The following is a 16,786-nucleotide window of genomic DNA, read 5'->3' as shown; positions in this document are numbered from 1 at the left end:
CGGGCCGCGCCGCGTGCGGGACGCCCCTGCGGGGCACCGGCGGACGGGTACCCGGCGGTTCGGGGCTCCGGGCCGGGTGCGGCACAATGGAAGGCTGCAAGCCGAATTACTCCCGACGACGCCGGAGCGATCTCACGTGGCGGAATACATCTACACGATGCGCAAGGTGCGCAAGGCGCACGGAGACAAGGTCATCCTTGACGACGTGACGCTCAGCTTCCTCCCCGGAGCGAAGATCGGCGTCGTGGGCCCCAACGGTGCCGGTAAGTCCACCGTGCTGAAGATGATGGCCGGTCTGGAGCAGCCCTCCAACGGCGACGCCTTCCTCTCGCCCGGCTTCACCGTCGGCATGCTCCTCCAGGAGCCGCCGCTGGACGAGTCCAAGACGGTCCTGGAGAACGTCCAGGACGGCGTCAAGGAGATCAAGGGCAAGCTCGACCGCTTCAACGAGATCGCCGAGCAGATGGCGACCGACTACTCGGACGCGCTGCTCGACGAGATGGGCAAGCTCCAGGAGGAGCTGGACCACGCCGAGGCCTGGGACCTGGACGCCCAGCTGGAGCAGGCCATGGACGCCCTGGGCTGCCCGCCCGGCGACTGGCCGGTCACCAAGCTCTCCGGTGGCGAGAAGCGCCGCGTGGCGCTCTGCAAGCTGCTGCTGGAGGCCCCCGACCTGCTGCTGCTCGACGAGCCCACCAACCACCTGGACGCCGAGTCGGTGAACTGGCTGGAGCAGCACCTGGAGAAGTACAAGGGCACCGTCGTCGCCGTCACCCACGACCGGTACTTCCTGGACAACGTCGCCGAGTGGATCCTGGAGCTCGACCGCGGCCGCGCCTACCCGTACGAGGGCAACTACTCCACCTACCTGGAGACCAAGCAGTCCCGTCTCAAGGTCGAGGGCCAGAAGGACGCCAAGCGCGCCAAGCGGCTCAAGGAAGAGCTGGAGTGGGTCCGCTCCAACGCCAAGGGCCGCCAGGCCAAGTCCAAGGCGCGTCTGGCCCGCTACGAGGAGATGGCCGCCGAGGCCGACAAGATGCGGAAGCTGGACTTCGAGGAGATCCAGATCCCGCCGGGCCCGCGTCTGGGCAGCGTCGTCATCGAGGTCGAGAACCTCAACAAGGCCTTCGGCGAGAAGGTCCTGATCGACGACCTCAGCTTCACCCTGCCGCGCAACGGCATCGTCGGCATCATCGGCCCGAACGGCGCCGGCAAGACCACCCTGTTCAAGATGCTCCAGGACCTGGAGACCCCGGACAGCGGCACGGTCAAGGTCGGCGAGACCGTCAAGATCAGCTACGTCGACCAGACCCGCTCCAACATCGACCCGAAGAAGACCCTCTGGGAGGTCGTCTCCGACGGTCTGGACTGGATCAACGTCGGCCAGGTCGAGATGCCGTCCCGCGCCTACGTCTCCGCGTTCGGCTTCAAGGGCCCGGACCAGCAGAAGCCGGCCGGCGTGCTCTCCGGCGGTGAGCGCAACCGCCTCAACCTGGCGCTCACCCTCAAGCAGGGCGGCAACCTGCTGCTCCTCGACGAGCCCACCAACGACCTCGACGTCGAGACCCTCTCCTCGCTGGAGAACGCGCTGCTGGAGTTCCCCGGCTGCGCCGTGGTCATCTCGCACGACCGCTGGTTCCTGGACCGGGTCGCCACCCACATCCTCGCCTACGAGGGCGAGAGCAAGTGGTTCTGGTTCGAGGGCAACTTCGAGTCCTACGAGAAGAACAAGATCGAGCGGCTGGGCGCGGACGCCGCCCGTCCGCACCGGGCCACCTACAAGAAGCTGACCCGCGGCTGACACCCAGTCGTGACGACGGCCCGGCAGGCCGCCCGCCCCGTGGGGGCCGGCCTGCCGGGCCGCGGCCCGACCGGCACCACCGCCGGCGGCCCACCGGACGTCGAGGAGATTCCGTGGCACGCCACATCTACGCCTGCCCGCTGCGCTGGTCCGACATGGACGCCTTCGGGCACGTCAACAACGTGGTCTTCCTGCGCTACCTGGAGGAGGCCCGGATCGACTTCATGTTCACCCAGGCCGCCGAGGCCGGCGCGGGCGAGTTCGCGGGCGGCTCGGTGGTGGCCCGCCACGAGATCGACTACAAGCGTCCGCTGGTGCACCGGCCGCAGCCGGTCACCATCGAGACCTGGGTGACCAGGATAGGCGGGGCCTCGCTGACCGTCTCCTACGAGATCAAGGACACCGCCGAGGACGGCACCGAGACCGTCTACGTCCGGGCGTCCACCGTGGTGGTGCCCTACGACCTCGCCGAGGGCCGGCCGCGCCGGATCAGCGCGGTGGAGCGGGAGTTCCTGGCACGCTTCATGGACGAGGAGCCGGCCGTCGCGGTCTGACCGTGCCCGCCCCGCCCGAACCCGTACGCCCGATGCCCGGATGTGAGCCGAAGCGTTGAACAGCACCGCCGCCCTCGCCCTCGCCGACACCGGGGAGGCCGCCGACCTGGCCGCCTTCCTGGTCCGTCTGCTGCGCTTCGACAAGACGGCGTCGGTCCGACTGCAGGGGGTGCCGCGACCGGACGGCGGCGTCCTGGCCGTCTTCGGGCGGCTGCCGCTGGGCGGTTCGGGCGCGCTGGTGGTGCGCACCGCGCGGCTGGCCCGGCTCGACGGGCCGCTCGACCTGACGGTCTCGGCCGGGCAACTGCTGGACGGCGTGGACACCACGACGGACGGCCTCGCGCTGCCCGCCCCGGTCACCGGCCCGGCCTGGGCCGGGCTGCTGCCGCCGCGCACCGGCTGGCGGCCGGCCGGCACCCCGCCCGCCGCCCAGGTGCGCCTCGAAGTGGCCGCCGCCGTGCGGGAGTTCCGCGAGCGCAGCGAGGCCGTCCCGGCGCACCACCGGACCCGCGCGGTGCTCGACGCGCTGGCCGACGAGATCTGGTCCCGCCCGCTGACCGTCCTGCCCGAACTGCCGCTGCGTGCCGCCCACGCGGCCCAGGTGATCGGCTTCCTGGCCCCGCAGGCCCCGCTGACCGTGCACCGGGCCGGCGGCTGGCTGCGGCTGTCCGCCCCGGCGGGGTCGGTGGCGGTCCGCACGGCGGCCGCGCCCGGCGCGGGGCTCGGCCTCAGCCCGCTCGGGTAGGGGCCCGTCCCCGATGCGCGCCGGGGCACAGCGCCCCGGTCAGCCCTCGGTGTTGATCATCGAGGCGGCGGCGTAGGTGAGGTAGTCCCAGAGCTGGCGCTCGGCGTCCTCGGGCAGGCCCAGCTCGTCCAGGGCCGTCCGCATGTGCTTCAGCCAGGCGTCGTGCGCGGCCCGGTCCACCTTGAACGGCACGTGCCGCATCCGCAGCCGCGGGTGGCCGCGCTGCTCGCTGTAGGTGCGCGGGCCGCCCCAGTACTGCATCAGGAAGAGCGCGAACCGCTCCTCGGCCGGCCCGAGGTCCTCCTCCGGGTACATCGGCCGGAGCAACTCGTCCTCGGCGACGCCCTGGTAGAACCGGTGGACCAGCCGCCGGAAGGTCGGTTCGCCGCCGACCTGCTCGAAGAAGGTCTCCTCGCTGAGCGTGCCACGCCGGATCTCGTTCACCCGACCATGGTCGCAGACGGCGGCGGGGCCGTACACCGGGACCTGGGGACCAGGACCGCAGGCGTACGACCCCGCCACGACCGAGCGCGGCGCCGCGTGCTCAGTCCTCCCAGCGGAACAGCTTCCAGGAGATGCCGGTCAGCACGGCGGCGAAGAGCAGCAGCCCGCCCATGGTCGGCAGCGCGTCCATCACGCCGCCGCCCCGGGAGAGCACCGACTGCGCCGAGGTGACCAGGTGCTTCAGCGGCAGCGCCTCGGAGATCGCCTTGAGCCAGCCCGGCATGTCGTCGGTCGGGAAGAACGAGCCGGACAGGAACGACATCGGCAGCACGATGATCTGTGCGAAGCCGTTGGCCGCCTCCTCGGTCTTGGCGATCGAGCCGACCAGCAGACCGATCGACATGAAGGCGATGGTCGCGCAGATCACCAGCGGGATCACCAGCCACCAGTTGCCGGTGAGCTTCAGCCCGAAGAACGGCAGGGTGGCGAGGACCAGGAAGATCGTTGTCTGGGCGAGCGCGGTCAGCACCGAGACGGCGACCCGGGAGGCGACGATCGACCCGGCGCTCACCGGGGCGAGCCGCAGCCGCCGCAGCACCTTCTTCTGCCGCCAGCCGACCAGGGTCAGCGCGGCGCTGAACACCGCGCCGGTGGCCACCGCCCAGCCGAGCAGACCGGGGGTGAGGAACTGGATCGGCTTGAGCGAGCCGTCCTCCACCTGGCTGCTCTCCAGGGTGAACGCCGGAGGCTTGCCGGTGGCGGCCTGGTTGGCCTGCTGGACCACGGAGTTGACGATGCCCCGGACGGTGCCGGCGCGGACCTGGTCGGCGGCGCTGTAGCGGACCTCGACCCTGCCGTCCGGGCCCTCCTTGATCACGGCGTCCAGATCGCCCTTGCGGACCTTCTCCAGCGAGGCGGCCTCGTCGTCGCTCCGGGTGATGGTCAGCACCTGCTCCAGGCCGGTCCGGGCCTCGCCCTGGACCGAGTCCAGCAGCCGCACCGCGCCGACCTGCTCGACCTTGGCGTGCTGGGTGGTGGCGCCCTTGAGCAGGGTGCCGAACAGCAGCAGGAACATCAGCGGGAAGAGCAGCACGAAGAACAGCGCGCTGCGGTCGCGGAGGAAGGAGACCAGCATCACCCGGGAGAGGCTGACGAAGGCGGAGACCCGCTCGCGCTCGCCGGCCGCCGGGGGCGTGCCGCCCGGTGCGGAGGAGGCGGTCGTGGGGCCGGCCGCGGGGCGGGCCGTGGTGGGCTCGGCGCTCATGCGCGGTACTCCCGTCCGGTGAGCTGGAGGAAGACGTCCTCCAGGGTGGCGCCGCGGACCTCCAGGCCGCGCAGCGCGCCCTGCTCGGCCAGCACGGAGAGCACCGGCGCCGGCAGGCGGGTGGACAGCGAGAGCGAGGTGCCGTCGTCCTCCAGCGAGGTGATCTCCGCCCCGGCGGCGGTGAGCAGCTCGCGCGCGGTGTCGAGGGCCAGCTGGCCGGACTCCACGCTGATCCGGACGGTGTCGTCGATCTCCCGGACCAGCGCGGCGGGCGCCCCGGTCCGCAGGATCCGGCCGTGGTCCATCACCGAGACGCGGTCGCAGAGCACCTCGGCCTCGTCCAGGTAGTGGGTGGTGAGCACGACGGTGCGGCCCTCGGCGTTGATGTCGCGCAGCAGGTCCCAGAGGTTGCGGCGGGCCTGCGGGTCGAGGCCGGTGGTGGGCTCGTCGAGGAACACCAGCTCGGGGCCATGGACCAGGGCGCAGGCGATCGAGAGGCGCTGGGCCTGGCCGCCGGACATCTTGTCGGTCATCACCCCCGCCGACTCGGTCAGGCCGACCCGTTCCAGCATGGCGTCGGCACGCTTGGGGCCGACGCCGTAGAAGGAGCCGAAGGTGCGGATGGTCTCCCGCGCCGTGAGCTTGTTGAAGAAGGCGGAGGCCTGGAACTGGACGCCGATGCGCGGCAGCAGTTGGGGGTTGCGCGGCCAGGGCGCCAGCCCCAGCAGCTCGATCCGGCCCTCGTCGGGTTTGCGGATCCCCTCCAGGATCTCCAGCGTGGTGGTCTTCCCGGCGCCGTTCGGCCCGAGGATTCCGTAGAATTCGCCGGCGTCGACGGTGAGTGACACCCCGTCGACGGCCTGCACGTCCCCGTACCGCTGACGGATTCCGTCGGCGGATATTGCAGCAGTCATAACGACTGAGGGTAGGGGTGGCAGGCCGTCGCGGGGAGTTGTCCAAGCATCATTTGATGATCAGTTTTACAACGTTGTCGAGTGCCGGTGGGTCAGGCGCGGTGCACGGTGATCGTGGTCCAGGCGCCGATGTGGATCCGGTCGCCGTCGTTCAGCGGGATCGCGGTGTGCGGGGCGATCGGCTCCGCGCCGCCGTTCACCGTGGTGCCGTTGGTGGAGTCCTGGTCCACCAGCACCCAGCCGCCGTCCGGCTGCTCCGCCAGCAGGGCGTGCTGGTGCGAGGCGCCCGGGTCCTCCGGCGCGACCGAGAGGTCGATCTCCGGCACGGTTCCGCGGTGCTGGCTGCGCCGTCCGATCCGCAGCTGGCCGCGCCCGGTCAGCGGGATCCGCCGCTCGGGGCAGTACGGCGGGAAGAACAGCCCGGCCGCCTCCGGACCGCTGCGGGCCATCATGTCGGTGAAGTACTCGCGGTCGGCCGCGATCACCGCGAACCAGGTGGTCCGCACCGGCTCGGCGGGCGGGCCCTGCGGCGGTGCGGGCGGGGCCAGGTGGAACGAGGTGCCGAACTCGTCCCCGCGCCGGGCCGGTCCGGGCTGGGCGTAGACCGGGCCGGAGTCCTCGCGCGGCGGCGGCGCCCCGTACGGCCCGTCGGGCCGCGGGTTCGGCTGGGTGGGGACGGGCGGCTCGACCGGGGCCGGGGCCTGCTGCGCGGGGACCGGCGGCGGGTAGCCGTAGCCGGAGGGCACGGCGGGCTGCGGCGGCAGCGCCGGGGCCTCGTCCGGGTGGCCGCCGTGCTGCTGCCCGGCGAACGGGCCGGGGTAGGGGTTCGGGTGCAGGCCCTGACCCGGGTGCAGGCCCTGACCCGGGTGCAGGCCCTGACCCGGGTGCTGGCCGGGGTGCTGGCCCTGGTGGTGGCCGGGGTGCTGGTCCGGGTGCGGGGCGGCCGGGGCCTGCGGGGCACCGCCGTACGCCGCCGGGATGTTCAGCGGGGCGGGCGCGGGCGGCGGCGCGGGGGCGGCCGGGAACGGCTGCGGGGCGCGCTGCGGCGCCGAGAGGTCGTAGTCGTAGCCGCACTCCTCGCAGAACCGTCCGGTCTGCGGGCTGCGGCAGATCGGGCAGACGGCCAGGCCCTCGGTGAGGTCGGGGAAGCCCTGCGGGGCCGACGGCGGGCCGGCCGGCGGGGGCGGGGGCACGGCCCCCGGGGGCGGCGGGACGGCGCCGGGCTGCGGCAGCGCGCCCGGCGGGAGCGTGGCCCCGTAGGGCGTGCCGGGAGCACCGTGCGCCCCCGGGTTCCCGGGCGCACCGGGGTGCGTGCCGGGCTGCGGCGGCAGTGGCTGCGGTGGTGTCATCGGAAAACCGCAGAAGTCGCACCAGTCCTCGGCCTGCGACTCATGGCCCCTCGGGCAGATCGGCATCAGGTCCCCCCTCAATTCCAGCCCGGCCGGGGCCGGCCCCGGCCGGTTCGCGGCCCGGTCGACGCTTCGGCGGTCACTTCTTCACACGGACGGTCTTGGTCGACCGGGTCTCGACGATCATCGAGTCGGCCTCGCTCACGTTCTTACGGAACCGAACGGTACCCTCCTTCGGGTCCACCACGTCCACCACCTTCTGCAGCAGCCGGTAGGTGCCCTCGTTCCCCGTCGCGTGCGCGATCCGCACGGCGGCCCCGAGCTTGGCGGTGGCCCGGTGGACGTCCCCCGCGCGGTGCGCCTCCATGCCCTCCTGGACGGCCGCGGCGAGCTCCGCCTGACCGGTGTAGTGGGCGACCTGCGGGCTGATCCGGGTGGACGAGGCGAGGTCGTCCGTCCAGACCGCCTTGACCAGGCCCTGCGACAGCACCTCGGGCGTCCCCCCGACGACCGACGGCGGCAGGACCAGGCTCACCCGGGCGGCCAGCATCTCGTTGCCGACGGCCGCCGCCGGGACCTCCACACAGACGTGGTAGTCGCGGCTCTCGTCGCCCCAGGAGCCGGTCGGGTAGTCACCGGCCCGCGGCCCGGCCTCGGAGCGGCGGTCGGTGAGGTCCTCCAGCGCGGGGGCGACCTGCTTGACGAACCTGACCACCGCGTTGGCGGGCGTCCAGATCCGCAGCGCGACGTCGGCGACCTGCTTGCCCATCGCGCCGGCCATCATCGAGCGGAAGTCCTCGGCCAGGCCGGACGGCTCGGGGACGATGTCGACGGTGCCGAGCAGCGCGGAGGAGATCCTGCGCAGCTCCTCCACCTTCCAGTCGGTGCCCACGCCCCGGCAGTCGGCGGTGAAGCGGCCGCCGACCCGGTCGATCACGCGCTCCAGCTCGGCGGCGCTCTCGTGCTCGTTGTTGCCGTCGGTCAGCAGGATGGCGTGCCGGATCGGTATGTCGGGGCGGGTGAGGAAGAGCTGGTCGGCCTTGGTGAGCCAGGTGCCCATGGCGGTGCCGCCGGCCGCGGTGAGCCGGCGCAGCGAGTCCTTGGCCAGGTCGCGGGTCCGCGCCGAGGCGACGGCGAGGGTGCCGTCGCCGGGGAAGACCTCGCGGGCCTCGTGGGTGCCGGCGACCACGGCGAAGGCGACGCCGTCGCGGACGGTGTCGATGGCGGCGGCGGTGGCCTCGCGGGCGCCGCGCAGCTTGCTCGACGGGTAGTCCATCGAACCGGAGCAGTCCACCAGGATCACCACCGCGGCGGACTGCCCGCCGCCCTGCGCGGCGTCGGCGACGCCGAGCGGCCGCCCGCCGGAGGTGCCGCCGCCGGTCGCGGTCACGGTGACGATGGCGTTCACCTCGCGGGCGCCGTCCGCGAGGTACTCGTTCTGGAAGATCTCCACGTCGAACCTGGGCAGGTTCGGCTTCGCCAGTGTTGCCATGGGCCGGTGGCTCCCGTCGGGTGGTCGGTTGGTGCGGGGGCTGCGGTGCTCGGAGGTCGGGTGGCCGTGCTGGGGCGAGCGTGGTGGGGCCCGCGCCCGGGAGGGCGCGGGCCCTGGCAGGACGGCCGGGTCAGCGGGCCGGCGGCACGGTGGGGCGGGGCGGGACGGTCGGCGGCACGACGGGCGGCGGCGGGACGGCGGGCAGCGGGGGCACCGGCGGCAGCGGGGCGGCGGCGGAGCCGATCACCGGGATGTCCGGCAGGGTCGGCTCGTACTCCTCCTCGTCCTCGTCCCCGCCCGCGGTGACCACCGGCAGGTCGAGCGCGGTGGCGGTCCGGGCGTCCTCCTCCTGGTCCTCGGCCGGCGGGGGCGGGTCGATCGGCAGCACCGCGACGGTGATGTTGTCGTGCCCGCCGGCCGCGACGGCGAACTGCACCAGGGCCTGTGCGGCGGCCAGCGGTTCGGTGCGGGCGTCCGGCCGGACGTACTGCGCCAGGTCGGTGGCGGCCTCGGCGTAGTTCCACAGCCCGTCGGTGCAGACCAGCAGCACCCCGGGGACGTGCGGGGTGAAGCCGAGGGTGTGCGGCACCACCTCCTCGGCGTCCGCGCCGAGCCAGCCGGTGATGGCGTGGGCGCGCGGGTCCGCGTACGCCTCGGCCTCGCCCATCAGCCCCGCCTCGACCATCCGGGCGGCCCAGGAGTCGTCCTGGGTGAGCCGGAACGGCTCGGCGGAGCGCCGGTCGTCGGGGATCCAGTAGGCGCGGGTGTCGCCGACCCAGCCGACGGTGATCCGGCCGCCGGCCGCGATGGCGCTGACGTAGGTGCAGGCGGGCGCGTTGACGTCGGGCCGGCTCGGCCGGGTGCCGTCGGTGGCGAGCGCGGCCACCGCGTCGGCCGCGTCGGCGATGGCCCGGCGCATCGCGGTGGTGGGGTCGGTGCCCGCCTCCAGCGAGCTGAGCAGCGACTCGGAGGCGGCGTCGACCGCGGTCTCGGAGGCCTGGTCGGGCCGGTCGGAGGAGGAGACGCCGTCGCAGACCACGGCCACCACGACCGGCTCGCCGCCGGGCAGCGAGGTGGCGGCGACGGTGAAGGAGTCCTCGTTGCGGTGGTGCCGCAGGCCGCGGTCGCTGACCCCGGCGACGCCGGCCAGCGCCTTCTCCATGTGGTCGCGGGGGCGCGGCTGGGCGCGGCCGCAGGCCTCGCAGTAGCCGTCGGCGGTCACCTGGTGGAGTCCGCAGTGGGCGCACCCGGCCGCGCCCGGCGTGCCGTGGCCGCCGTGGGCGCTCTGACCGCCCTGACCGCCCTGGGCGGGCACGGCGGGCGTGTTGGGCAGGGTCGGCGGATGGTCCTCGTCGCCGGCGGCCGCCCGGGCGGCGGACCAGCCGGGCGGCATCGCGCCGGGGGCCGGGCGGCCGTCCCGGCTCGTGCCGCAGGAGCCGCAGAAGACGTCCTCCGGGTCCATCGGCTCGGCACAGCTCTGGCACACGGTCTGCTGCGGCATCTCTTACACCCACGTCCTGGGACGGGCCCGGTTGGCCCGTTCCACCATCTCGATCCTGGTATCGGCCCGGTCGGCCAACCGGGCGAGTACCCGGTAGGACTGCTCCAGGGCGAACCGCAGTTCCCGTTCCACCGCGGGCCGTCCCAGCACGCTGACCTCGCCGGTCGTCCGGCCGGGGCCGGATCCGCCGGAAGCGCCGGGTCCGCCGGGCGACCCGGCGGTCACCCAGCCGAGCGCCGCGCCGAGCACCTCGACGGCGAGTTCCTCGCGGCGGCGGTCGTCCAGGCGCAGCGCGGTCAGCTGCTCGGAGCTCGCGCCGAGGTCGGCGCCGAGCGGGTCGGTTGCGGGCCGCTCGCGCAGCCGGGCCCGGACGGCGGCGATCCGGGCGGCGGTGTACTGGCTGGAGGTGGCCGGGACGGACTCCAGGACGGCGACCGCGCCGGCCCGGTCGTCGCCGGCGAGCCGGACCCGGGCCAGCCCGAAGGCGGCGCTCAGGTAGCTCTGGTCGGTGCTCCACACCAGACGGTAGAACTCGGCCGCGTCGCCGCCGTTGCCGAGGAGTTCGGCGCAGACGGCCAGGGCCAGCTTGGGGGCGGCCTCGCCGGGGAAGGCGTCGTAGACGGCGTCGAAGGCCTCGGTGGCGGCGCGCAGCGCCTGTTCGCGGGGGTTCGCCGCCGCGGTGTCGGGACCGGTGGCGGCGGGACCGGCGGTGTCGGGGTCGGCGGTGTCAGGACCGGCGGTGTCGGGACCGGCGGTGTCGGGACCGGCGGTGTCGGGGTCGGCGGCGGCGACCAGCGAGGCCAGGCCCCGGTACCAGACCACCCGCCAGTCGTCCGGGTGGTCCTGCTCCAGCGCGGCGAGCGCCTCGGCGGCCTGCCGGCCGCGGCCGAGTTCGAGCAGCGCGCGCAGCGCCCGCAGCCGGCGTTCGAGCGAGTCGGTGGGCGCGCCGTCCAGCGCGGCGAGCGCCTCCCGCGGGTCGGTGGCCAGCAGGGTGGCGAGGAAGCCGGCGTTGGGGTCGTCCGGGTCGACCCGGGGGACGGGCAGCGCGAGTGCGGCGCCGGCCGGGTCGACGGCGGTCAGCCGCAGTGCGCCCACCTGCACCGTGGGGGCCACCAACTCGGTGTCGACGACGCGCAGTTCCGGTCCGAACAGGGTGGAGAGCGCGGGCCGGGCCCGGCCGTCCTGGAGCGCCAGCACCTCGCGCAGCACACCCGTGAGCTGGTCGGCCATCTCCTCGGCGGAGGCGAACCGGCGGGCCGGGTCGGGGTCGGTGGCGCGCACCAGCAGCCGGTAGTACGACTCGTAGGCGGCGAAGGCCGGGACGGACTCCGGGCCGGGCAGCGTGTCCCGGTAGGTGGTGGAGTAGCCCTGGAAGTCGAAGCTGAGGACGGCGAGGGTGCGGGCCACCGTGTAGAGGTCGGAGGCGGGGGAGGGGCCGTCGGCGGCGATCTCCGGCGCCTGGTAGCCGATGGTGCCGTAGATCGGGCCGTCGTCGTCGAACCGGCGGACGGCGCCCATGTCGATGATCTTGAGGGTGTCACCGCTCTGGATCACGTTGTCGATCTTGAAGTCGCAGTAGACCAGCCCGCGCTGGTGCAGGTAGCCCAGCGCCGGCAGCGCCTCCAGCGCGTAGGCGATGGCCTGCTCGACCGGCAGCGGGTCGCGTCGGCCGTCCGGGGCGCGGCGCTCGTTGGCGATGTCCTTGAGCGACTTGCCGCCGACGTACTCCATCACGATGTAGCCGTCGGTGGCGCCGGTCCGCAGGTCCGGGTGCTCGGCGAAGTTGATGATGCGCACGATGCCCGGGTGGTCCACCTCGGCCAGGAAGCGGCGCTCGGCGACGGCCACCGCCAGCGCGTCCTCGTCCCCGGTGTCCAGCAGGCCCTTGAGCACCACCCACTTGTCGTTGACCCGGCGGTCCACCGCCAGGTAGATCCAGCCGAGGCCGCCGTGCGCCAGGCAGCCGACCACCTCGTACTGTCCGCCGACCAGGTCGCCGCGGCGCAGCTTGGGGGTGAACGAGTACGGGGTGCCGCACTTGGTGCAGAAGCCCTCCGGGCGGCCGGGCGTGCCGCCCCGCTCCCGGCCCACCGGGGCGTCGCACTTGGAGCAGTACCGCTTGCGCTCCGGCACCTCGGGGTTCTCCAGCACCGCCTGCGCCGGGTCGGCGGCCGGGACGGTGGGCACGGTCACCAGGCCCGCGCCGAGGCGGTGCCGGTTGGCGGTGGCGCCGCCGCGGCTGCTGCGCACCGAGACCGAGCGGCCGCTGCCGGTGCGGGTCGAGCGGTGCGAGCGGGAGCGGCCGGAGAGCGAACGGGCCGAGCCGCTGCGGGGCGATCCGGTGTCCGGGTCGAACGCGATCTCCACGGTGGAGGTGTGCGAGGTGGAGCGGCCCGTCGCGGAGCCGCTCGTCGCGGAGCGTGCGGCCGGGACCTCGGGCGGGGTGAGGCCGCACTCGTCGCAGTAGCCGTCGGCGTCGATCGTCCCGGCGCAGTCGCGCGGGCAGGGGTCGCCCGCGCCCGTCGGGGCCGCCGTGGCGGTGGCCGATCCGGTGGCGGGTCCGGTGGCCGATCCGGTGGTGGGTCCGGTGGCGGTCCGCACCGAGGAGGTGCCCTCCGGGGCGAGCCCGCACTCGTCGCAGTAGCCGTCCGCGTCGATCGTCCCGGTGCCGCCGCACTGCGGCCGCACGCACGTCTCGCCCATCACCCTCGGCCCCCCTGTCCCCGCCCGTCGACAACCTGTCCGTCGACCGGCTCCCCGCCCGCCGACGCCCCGTCCTGCCCGCTTCCGTCCTGCGCGGTTCCGCCCTCGCCGGCGTCCGGCCCGCCCGCCGCCGGGCGCAGCGCCTGCTGGAACCGGGCCACCGCGCCCGCCGCCGCCCGCAGGTCGCACGGCGCGCTCCACAGCAGCCAGCGCGCCTTCTCGTAGCGCTCCAGCACCTCCGGGTCCTCGGCCACCCGCAGCCGGGCCGCCATCGCCTTGTACGCGTCCAACCGCCCGCGCAGCTCGGCCCGGATGGCCAGCGGCTGGGTCACCTCGGTCAGCGACTGCCGGGCCCGGGCCAGCTCCTTGGCCGCCGCGTCCTCCAGCGCGTCCAGCAGCGGCGCCAGCCGGTACCACTGCCCGCTCTGCCGCAACTCCAGGGCCACCACGATCCGTTCGCGCAGCGCCGAGGCCGGTCCCGGTACGGCCGGCACCTCGGTGGCGGCGATCTTGGCCAGCACCTCGCCGCGCGCCCGGCGGGCCTCGGCCAGCGTGGCGTCGGCCCGCTGCAGCAGGTCCCCGACGCCCTGCAGGCGCTCCTCGGCGTCGTCGCGCAGCCGCAGCAGGTTCTCCAGCTCCAGCCGGACGTCGTCCAGCGCCCGCCCGGCCAGGTCGAAGCGCTCGGTGTCCACCACCCCGGACGGCGTGGCCAGCGCGCCGCCGTCCGGCACCGTGCCGCGCTGCGCGGGGACGCGGGCGGGCCGCCAGAGCGCCAGCGGGTCGCAACGCACCTCGGTCCGCAGCCCGCCGAGCTCGCCGTCCAGCGTGTCCAGGTCGTCGCCGAGCGGATGGGTGCCGACGCGCACGCCGAGCGAGGCGGCCAGCGTCTGCACCCGGCGCAGCTCGGCGATCAGCAGGTCGATCCGGGCGGGCAGCGCCGTCCAGACCGCGTCGGCCGCCGAGACCACCTCCAGGACGGTGGCGTACCAGGCGTTCATCCGGTCCATCAGCCCGTCCAGGCTGACCCGCTCGACCAGCCGGGCGGGCGCGCCGAGGCGCTGCGGGCCGTCCGGCGCGCCGCCGGGCACGGTGACCGCGTCGCCGGTCAGCAGCTCGCTCAGCTCGGCGAGTTCGGGCGCGCCCGGCCGGGCCTTGCGGGCCCGCACCGCGCGGGCGGAGGCGAGTGCCTCGGAGTAGCGGTCGAACAGCGCCCAGAGCATCGGCAGGCCCTGTCCGGCGACGGCCCAGCGCTCCTGGGTCCGCCCGGTCAGGCCGGCGCCGTCGAGCAGGCGCAGGCCCGGGTGGTCCTGGAGGGAGAGCAGCGCCGACTCGACCGCGTCGCGTTCCGCGCCGAGGCGCGCCAGCGCGCGGTCCACCTCCTCCCGGCTCAGCGCCGGGCCGACCGAAGCCGCCATCGTTCCCTCCCCTCCTCCACCTGCGTCGTTCCCGCGACCGGGGACCGCTCCCGACCCCGGGCGGCCGTCGGACAGACCCTAACGCGTGCCCCCGCCCGTCCGGCCGTCACCGCGGTATCGGCCAGTGCCGGTCGGCGTCGTCCCGCAGGTACGGCTTGAGCCAGCTGTCGTACGCGCCGCGCCAGGCGCCCCTGGCGTAGTAGTCGTTGATCACCTGGTTCACCCGGGCCGTCAGATCGGTGCTCTCCTTCAGCATCCCGACGCCCATCACGCCCGGCCGCACGTCGCCGTCCAGCACCTTGACGGTCTGGTCCTGCGCCGCCTGACCGGCCGCCAGGCCGTCGTCGGTCATCGTCGCGTCGACCTTGCCGAGCTGCATCAGCACCAGGCAGTCCAGGTTGTTCTCCACCGGGACGAGCTGCTTGAGCGGCCGGGTCTTCAGCTCCTCCAGGGCGGAGGAGCCGTTCGCCGCGCACGCGGTGGTGCCGTTCAGCGCCTCGTCGAGGCTCTTGGCCGGTGAGGTCCTGGGCACCAGGACCCGTTGGCTGGTGGTGAAGTACGGCCGGGAGAAGGCGATCTCCTGGAGCCGGTCGCAGGTGATCGACATGGTGCGGACGATGATGTCGACCCGGCCCTCCTTGATGTACTTGATCCGGTCGGCGGTCGGTACCGCCTTGAACACCACCTTGTCCGGGTCGCCCATGATCGCGGTGCCGATCGCCCGCGCGAGGTCGACGTCGAAGCCCTCCAGCTGGCCGGTGTTGGGGTTGCGCGAGCCCCACCGGTAGCTGTTCAGGTCGATGCCGACGACCAGGCTGCGGCGGGCCTTGATGGCCTTCACCGCCGCGCCGTCCTCGGTGCTCGGCGGGACGCTCCTGTAGAGGTCGCAGGGCTCCGCGGCCTGGCCGGACCGGTCCTGCTGGTCCTGCTGCGCCTGTTGTCCCGCCAGCGGTGCTCGCGCCGGCCCGTCGGCCGTACCGTCGCCGTGCGGCCCGCCCGCGCCGAGCGCCAGCGCGCCGGAGGCCAGCAGGGCCAGCGCCGCCGCCGTCCGGGCGGCCCGCAGCGCCGTGGCGCGGCCCCGCCCCCGTTCCTGTTCCCGGTCCGTGACCGTGTCCATCCCGTCCGTCCCCCCTCTACCGGTACTCGGCCAGTCGTCGGCCGAGGCCGACCAGCGCGGCGGCGGCGGCCACCAGGCCCAGCGCCGCGACCCCCGCGGCGGCGGTGCGCAGGTCCCCGTCGACGCCCAGCGTCGCGTCCTGGAACCGGCTCTCCTCCACCACCGCGGCCCGGGCCAGCTGCTGGTCGGCCGAGCTGAACGCGGCGTCGGCCGTCTTCGGCGCGTCCGCCTCCTTGGCCGTCACGGTGGCGTCCAGCGCGGCCTGGTAGTCGCCCTGGTTCTCCAGCGCGGTGGCCGCGGCGTGCCGGTCGCTCCACTGCTGGTAGTCGCTCAGCGCCTGGTCGACCGTGGACCGGGCCTCCAGCGGCGCCAGCGCCCGGGCCTGCGCCAGGGTGCCGGTGGCGTCGCCGCGCTGCGGGTCGCGGGTGTACAGGTGGTCGGTGGTCGTCGACCACAGCTTGGCGTAGGTCGCGCTGGAGCCGCGCGAGACGTAGTGCAGGTTCTCGGCCAGCCGGGCAGTCAGCACGTCCACCCGGGCCGCGTTGAGCGCGCGCAGCGGCGCGGCCCCCTCGCGCTCGCCGCGTCCCAGCGCCGAGTGGGCGGCTGTCGCGCTCACGGTCAGCCAGAGCACCGCCGCCAGGACGGACGCGGTGGCGGCCAGCAGCCCGATGTTGAAGACCCGGTTGGTCCGCCGGAACAGCGTCAGCTGCACCCAGACCAGCGTCAGCAGCGCCACCAGCCCCAGCGCGTACCCGGCCCACGGGGTGGCCCGGGCATCGGCCAGGTCGCGGGCCAGCACCTCGTTCTGGGCGGCCGACAGCCGGGCGGCGGCCGGCAGCAGCTCGGTGCGCATCTGCTCGGAGGCGTACCGCTGGTAGGCGCCGCCGAGCGGGTAGCCCTGCCGGTTGTTGGCCCGGGCGCTCTCCACCAGCCCCGCGTACACCGGGACCTTCTGGTTGAGGGTGGAGAGCAGTTCCCCGAGGTTCGGGGAGGCGGAGGTGCGGGTGGCCGCCTCGGAGATCAGCCGGGAGGCCGTCGCGAGGTCCTGCTCGTAGCGCTGCCGGACCGCCCGCGGTTCGGCGCCCGCGAGCAGGAAGCCGCTCGCCGCGGTGGCGTCCGCGTCGGCCAGCGAACGGTTGATGTCGGCGGCGGCCTGGCTGAGCGGCTGGCTGGAGCCGAACACCCGTTCGGCCGCCGCGGCCCGGGAGTTCAGCTGGACGGCGGTCAGCGCGCCGAACGCGAGGGCCAGGGCCGCGAGCAGCACCCCGGCGAGCCGCAGCCGCCCCGGCGCCGTCCGGGTGGCCCGCCCCAGCCGGGCGACCGGACCGCGCCGCAGGAGCACCGCCCCGGTGCCGCCGGACCGCGGCACGGGCGGTCCCGGCCTCTCGATACGCACCGGTGTCGCCACCAGCCTCCCCCTCCCCAGTGGCCCGCCCCCCGGTCTCCGGGGCCCGGCCGTTGCCAGCAGTATGGCCGTCACTTCCGAC

General features: G+C 74.6%; 13 protein-coding genes. 3 read left to right on the top strand and 10 right to left on the bottom strand.

Annotated elements, in window-relative coordinates:
* The first annotated feature begins 136 nt into the window (after positions 1-136).
* The 3 genes from ettA (at position 137) to ACFVVU_RS12090 (ending at position 3,100) form a co-directional block, all read left to right on the top strand.
* On the top strand, positions 137-1,801 hold the full coding sequence (gene ettA / locus ACFVVU_RS12100; RefSeq protein ID WP_355368563.1) for an energy-dependent translational throttle protein EttA: 1,665 nt from the start codon (positions 137-139) through the stop codon (positions 1,799-1,801).
* A gap of 113 nt (positions 1,802-1,914) precedes the next feature.
* Positions 1,915-2,355, top strand: a complete 441-nt coding sequence (locus tag ACFVVU_RS12095; RefSeq protein WP_355368561.1) for a thioesterase family protein — start codon at positions 1,915-1,917, stop codon at positions 2,353-2,355.
* A gap of 55 nt (positions 2,356-2,410) precedes the next feature.
* Positions 2,411-3,100 (top strand): hypothetical protein, encoded by a 690-nt coding sequence (locus ACFVVU_RS12090; RefSeq protein ID WP_387789546.1) that lies wholly within the window; start codon positions 2,411-2,413, stop codon positions 3,098-3,100.
* Between the two features lie 39 nt (positions 3,101-3,139).
* Here ACFVVU_RS12090 and ACFVVU_RS12085 read toward each other — a convergent pair whose 3' ends face one another.
* The 10 genes from ACFVVU_RS12085 to ACFVVU_RS12040 form a co-directional block, all read right to left on the bottom strand.
* On the bottom strand, positions 3,140-3,544 hold the full coding sequence (locus ACFVVU_RS12085) for a globin (RefSeq protein ID WP_380687503.1): 405 nt from the start codon (positions 3,542-3,544) through the stop codon (positions 3,140-3,142).
* A 100-nt stretch (positions 3,545-3,644) separates the two neighbouring features.
* Complete coding sequence (locus tag ACFVVU_RS12080) at positions 3,645-4,808, bottom strand: ABC transporter permease (RefSeq protein ID WP_387789544.1); 1,164 nt, start codon at positions 4,806-4,808, stop codon at positions 3,645-3,647.
* Positions 4,805-5,722 carry an ABC transporter ATP-binding protein gene (locus ACFVVU_RS12075; RefSeq protein WP_380687507.1) on the bottom strand — a complete coding sequence of 306 codons (918 nt, stop codon included), beginning with the start codon at positions 5,720-5,722 and terminating at the stop codon, positions 4,805-4,807. The genes ACFVVU_RS12080 and ACFVVU_RS12075 overlap by 4 nt, the downstream gene beginning before the upstream one ends.
* 92 nt (positions 5,723-5,814) lie before the next feature.
* Positions 5,815-7,071, bottom strand: a complete 1,257-nt coding sequence (locus ACFVVU_RS12070; protein WP_387789542.1) for an FHA domain-containing protein — start codon at positions 7,069-7,071, stop codon at positions 5,815-5,817.
* A 139-nt stretch (positions 7,072-7,210) separates the two neighbouring features.
* Entirely contained in the window at positions 7,211-8,563 is a 1,353-nt protein-coding gene (locus ACFVVU_RS12065; protein ID WP_380687511.1) for a VWA domain-containing protein, read from the bottom strand.
* Positions 8,564-8,693: 130 nt separating this feature from the next.
* Complete coding sequence (locus ACFVVU_RS12060) at positions 8,694-10,064, bottom strand: PP2C family protein-serine/threonine phosphatase (RefSeq protein WP_387789540.1); 1,371 nt, start codon at positions 10,062-10,064, stop codon at positions 8,694-8,696.
* A gap of 3 nt (positions 10,065-10,067) precedes the next feature.
* Positions 10,068-12,767 (bottom strand): tetratricopeptide repeat protein, encoded by a 2,700-nt coding sequence (locus ACFVVU_RS12055; RefSeq protein WP_387789539.1) that lies wholly within the window; start codon positions 12,765-12,767, stop codon positions 10,068-10,070.
* Positions 12,767-14,182, bottom strand: a complete 1,416-nt coding sequence (locus ACFVVU_RS12050; protein WP_387789537.1) for a hypothetical protein — start codon at positions 14,180-14,182, stop codon at positions 12,767-12,769. Before ACFVVU_RS12050 ends, ACFVVU_RS12055 begins: the two co-directional genes overlap by 1 nt.
* 106 nt (positions 14,183-14,288) lie before the next feature.
* Positions 14,289-15,299 (bottom strand): glutamate ABC transporter substrate-binding protein, encoded by a 1,011-nt coding sequence (locus ACFVVU_RS12045; RefSeq protein WP_387789535.1) that lies wholly within the window; start codon positions 15,297-15,299, stop codon positions 14,289-14,291.
* Between the two features lie 16 nt (positions 15,300-15,315).
* Complete coding sequence (locus tag ACFVVU_RS12040; RefSeq protein WP_387789534.1) at positions 15,316-16,668, bottom strand: hypothetical protein; 1,353 nt, start codon at positions 16,666-16,668, stop codon at positions 15,316-15,318.
* Between the last annotated feature and the right edge of the window lie 118 nt (positions 16,669-16,786).

The sequence above is a fragment of the Kitasatospora sp. NPDC057965 genome (assembly GCF_042887135.1).
GTDB lineage: Bacteria > Actinomycetota > Actinomycetes > Streptomycetales > Streptomycetaceae > Kitasatospora.
This window is presented reverse-complemented; position numbering and strand designations above follow the sequence as displayed.

Excerpts from the sequence above, each read along its gene's own strand:
- ACFVVU_RS12070 (WP_387789542.1), bottom strand. The coding sequence starts at position 7,071 with ATGACACCACCGCAGCCACTGCCGCCGCAGCCCGGCACGCACCCCGGT.
- ACFVVU_RS12080 (WP_387789544.1), bottom strand. The coding sequence starts at position 4,808 with ATGAGCGCCGAGCCCACCACGGCCCGCCCCGCGGCCGGCCCCACGACC.
- ACFVVU_RS12060 (WP_387789540.1), bottom strand. The coding sequence starts at position 10,064 with ATGCCGCAGCAGACCGTGTGCCAGAGCTGTGCCGAGCCGATGGACCCG.
- ACFVVU_RS12045 (WP_387789535.1), bottom strand. The coding sequence starts at position 15,299 with ATGGACACGGTCACGGACCGGGAACAGGAACGGGGGCGGGGCCGCGCC.
- ACFVVU_RS12050 (WP_387789537.1), bottom strand. The coding sequence starts at position 14,182 with ATGGCGGCTTCGGTCGGCCCGGCGCTGAGCCGGGAGGAGGTGGACCGC.
- ACFVVU_RS12065 (WP_380687511.1), bottom strand. The coding sequence starts at position 8,563 with ATGGCAACACTGGCGAAGCCGAACCTGCCCAGGTTCGACGTGGAGATC.
- ACFVVU_RS12055 (WP_387789539.1), bottom strand. The coding sequence starts at position 12,767 with ATGGGCGAGACGTGCGTGCGGCCGCAGTGCGGCGGCACCGGGACGATC.
- ACFVVU_RS12075 (WP_380687507.1), bottom strand. The coding sequence starts at position 5,722 with ATGACTGCTGCAATATCCGCCGACGGAATCCGTCAGCGGTACGGGGAC.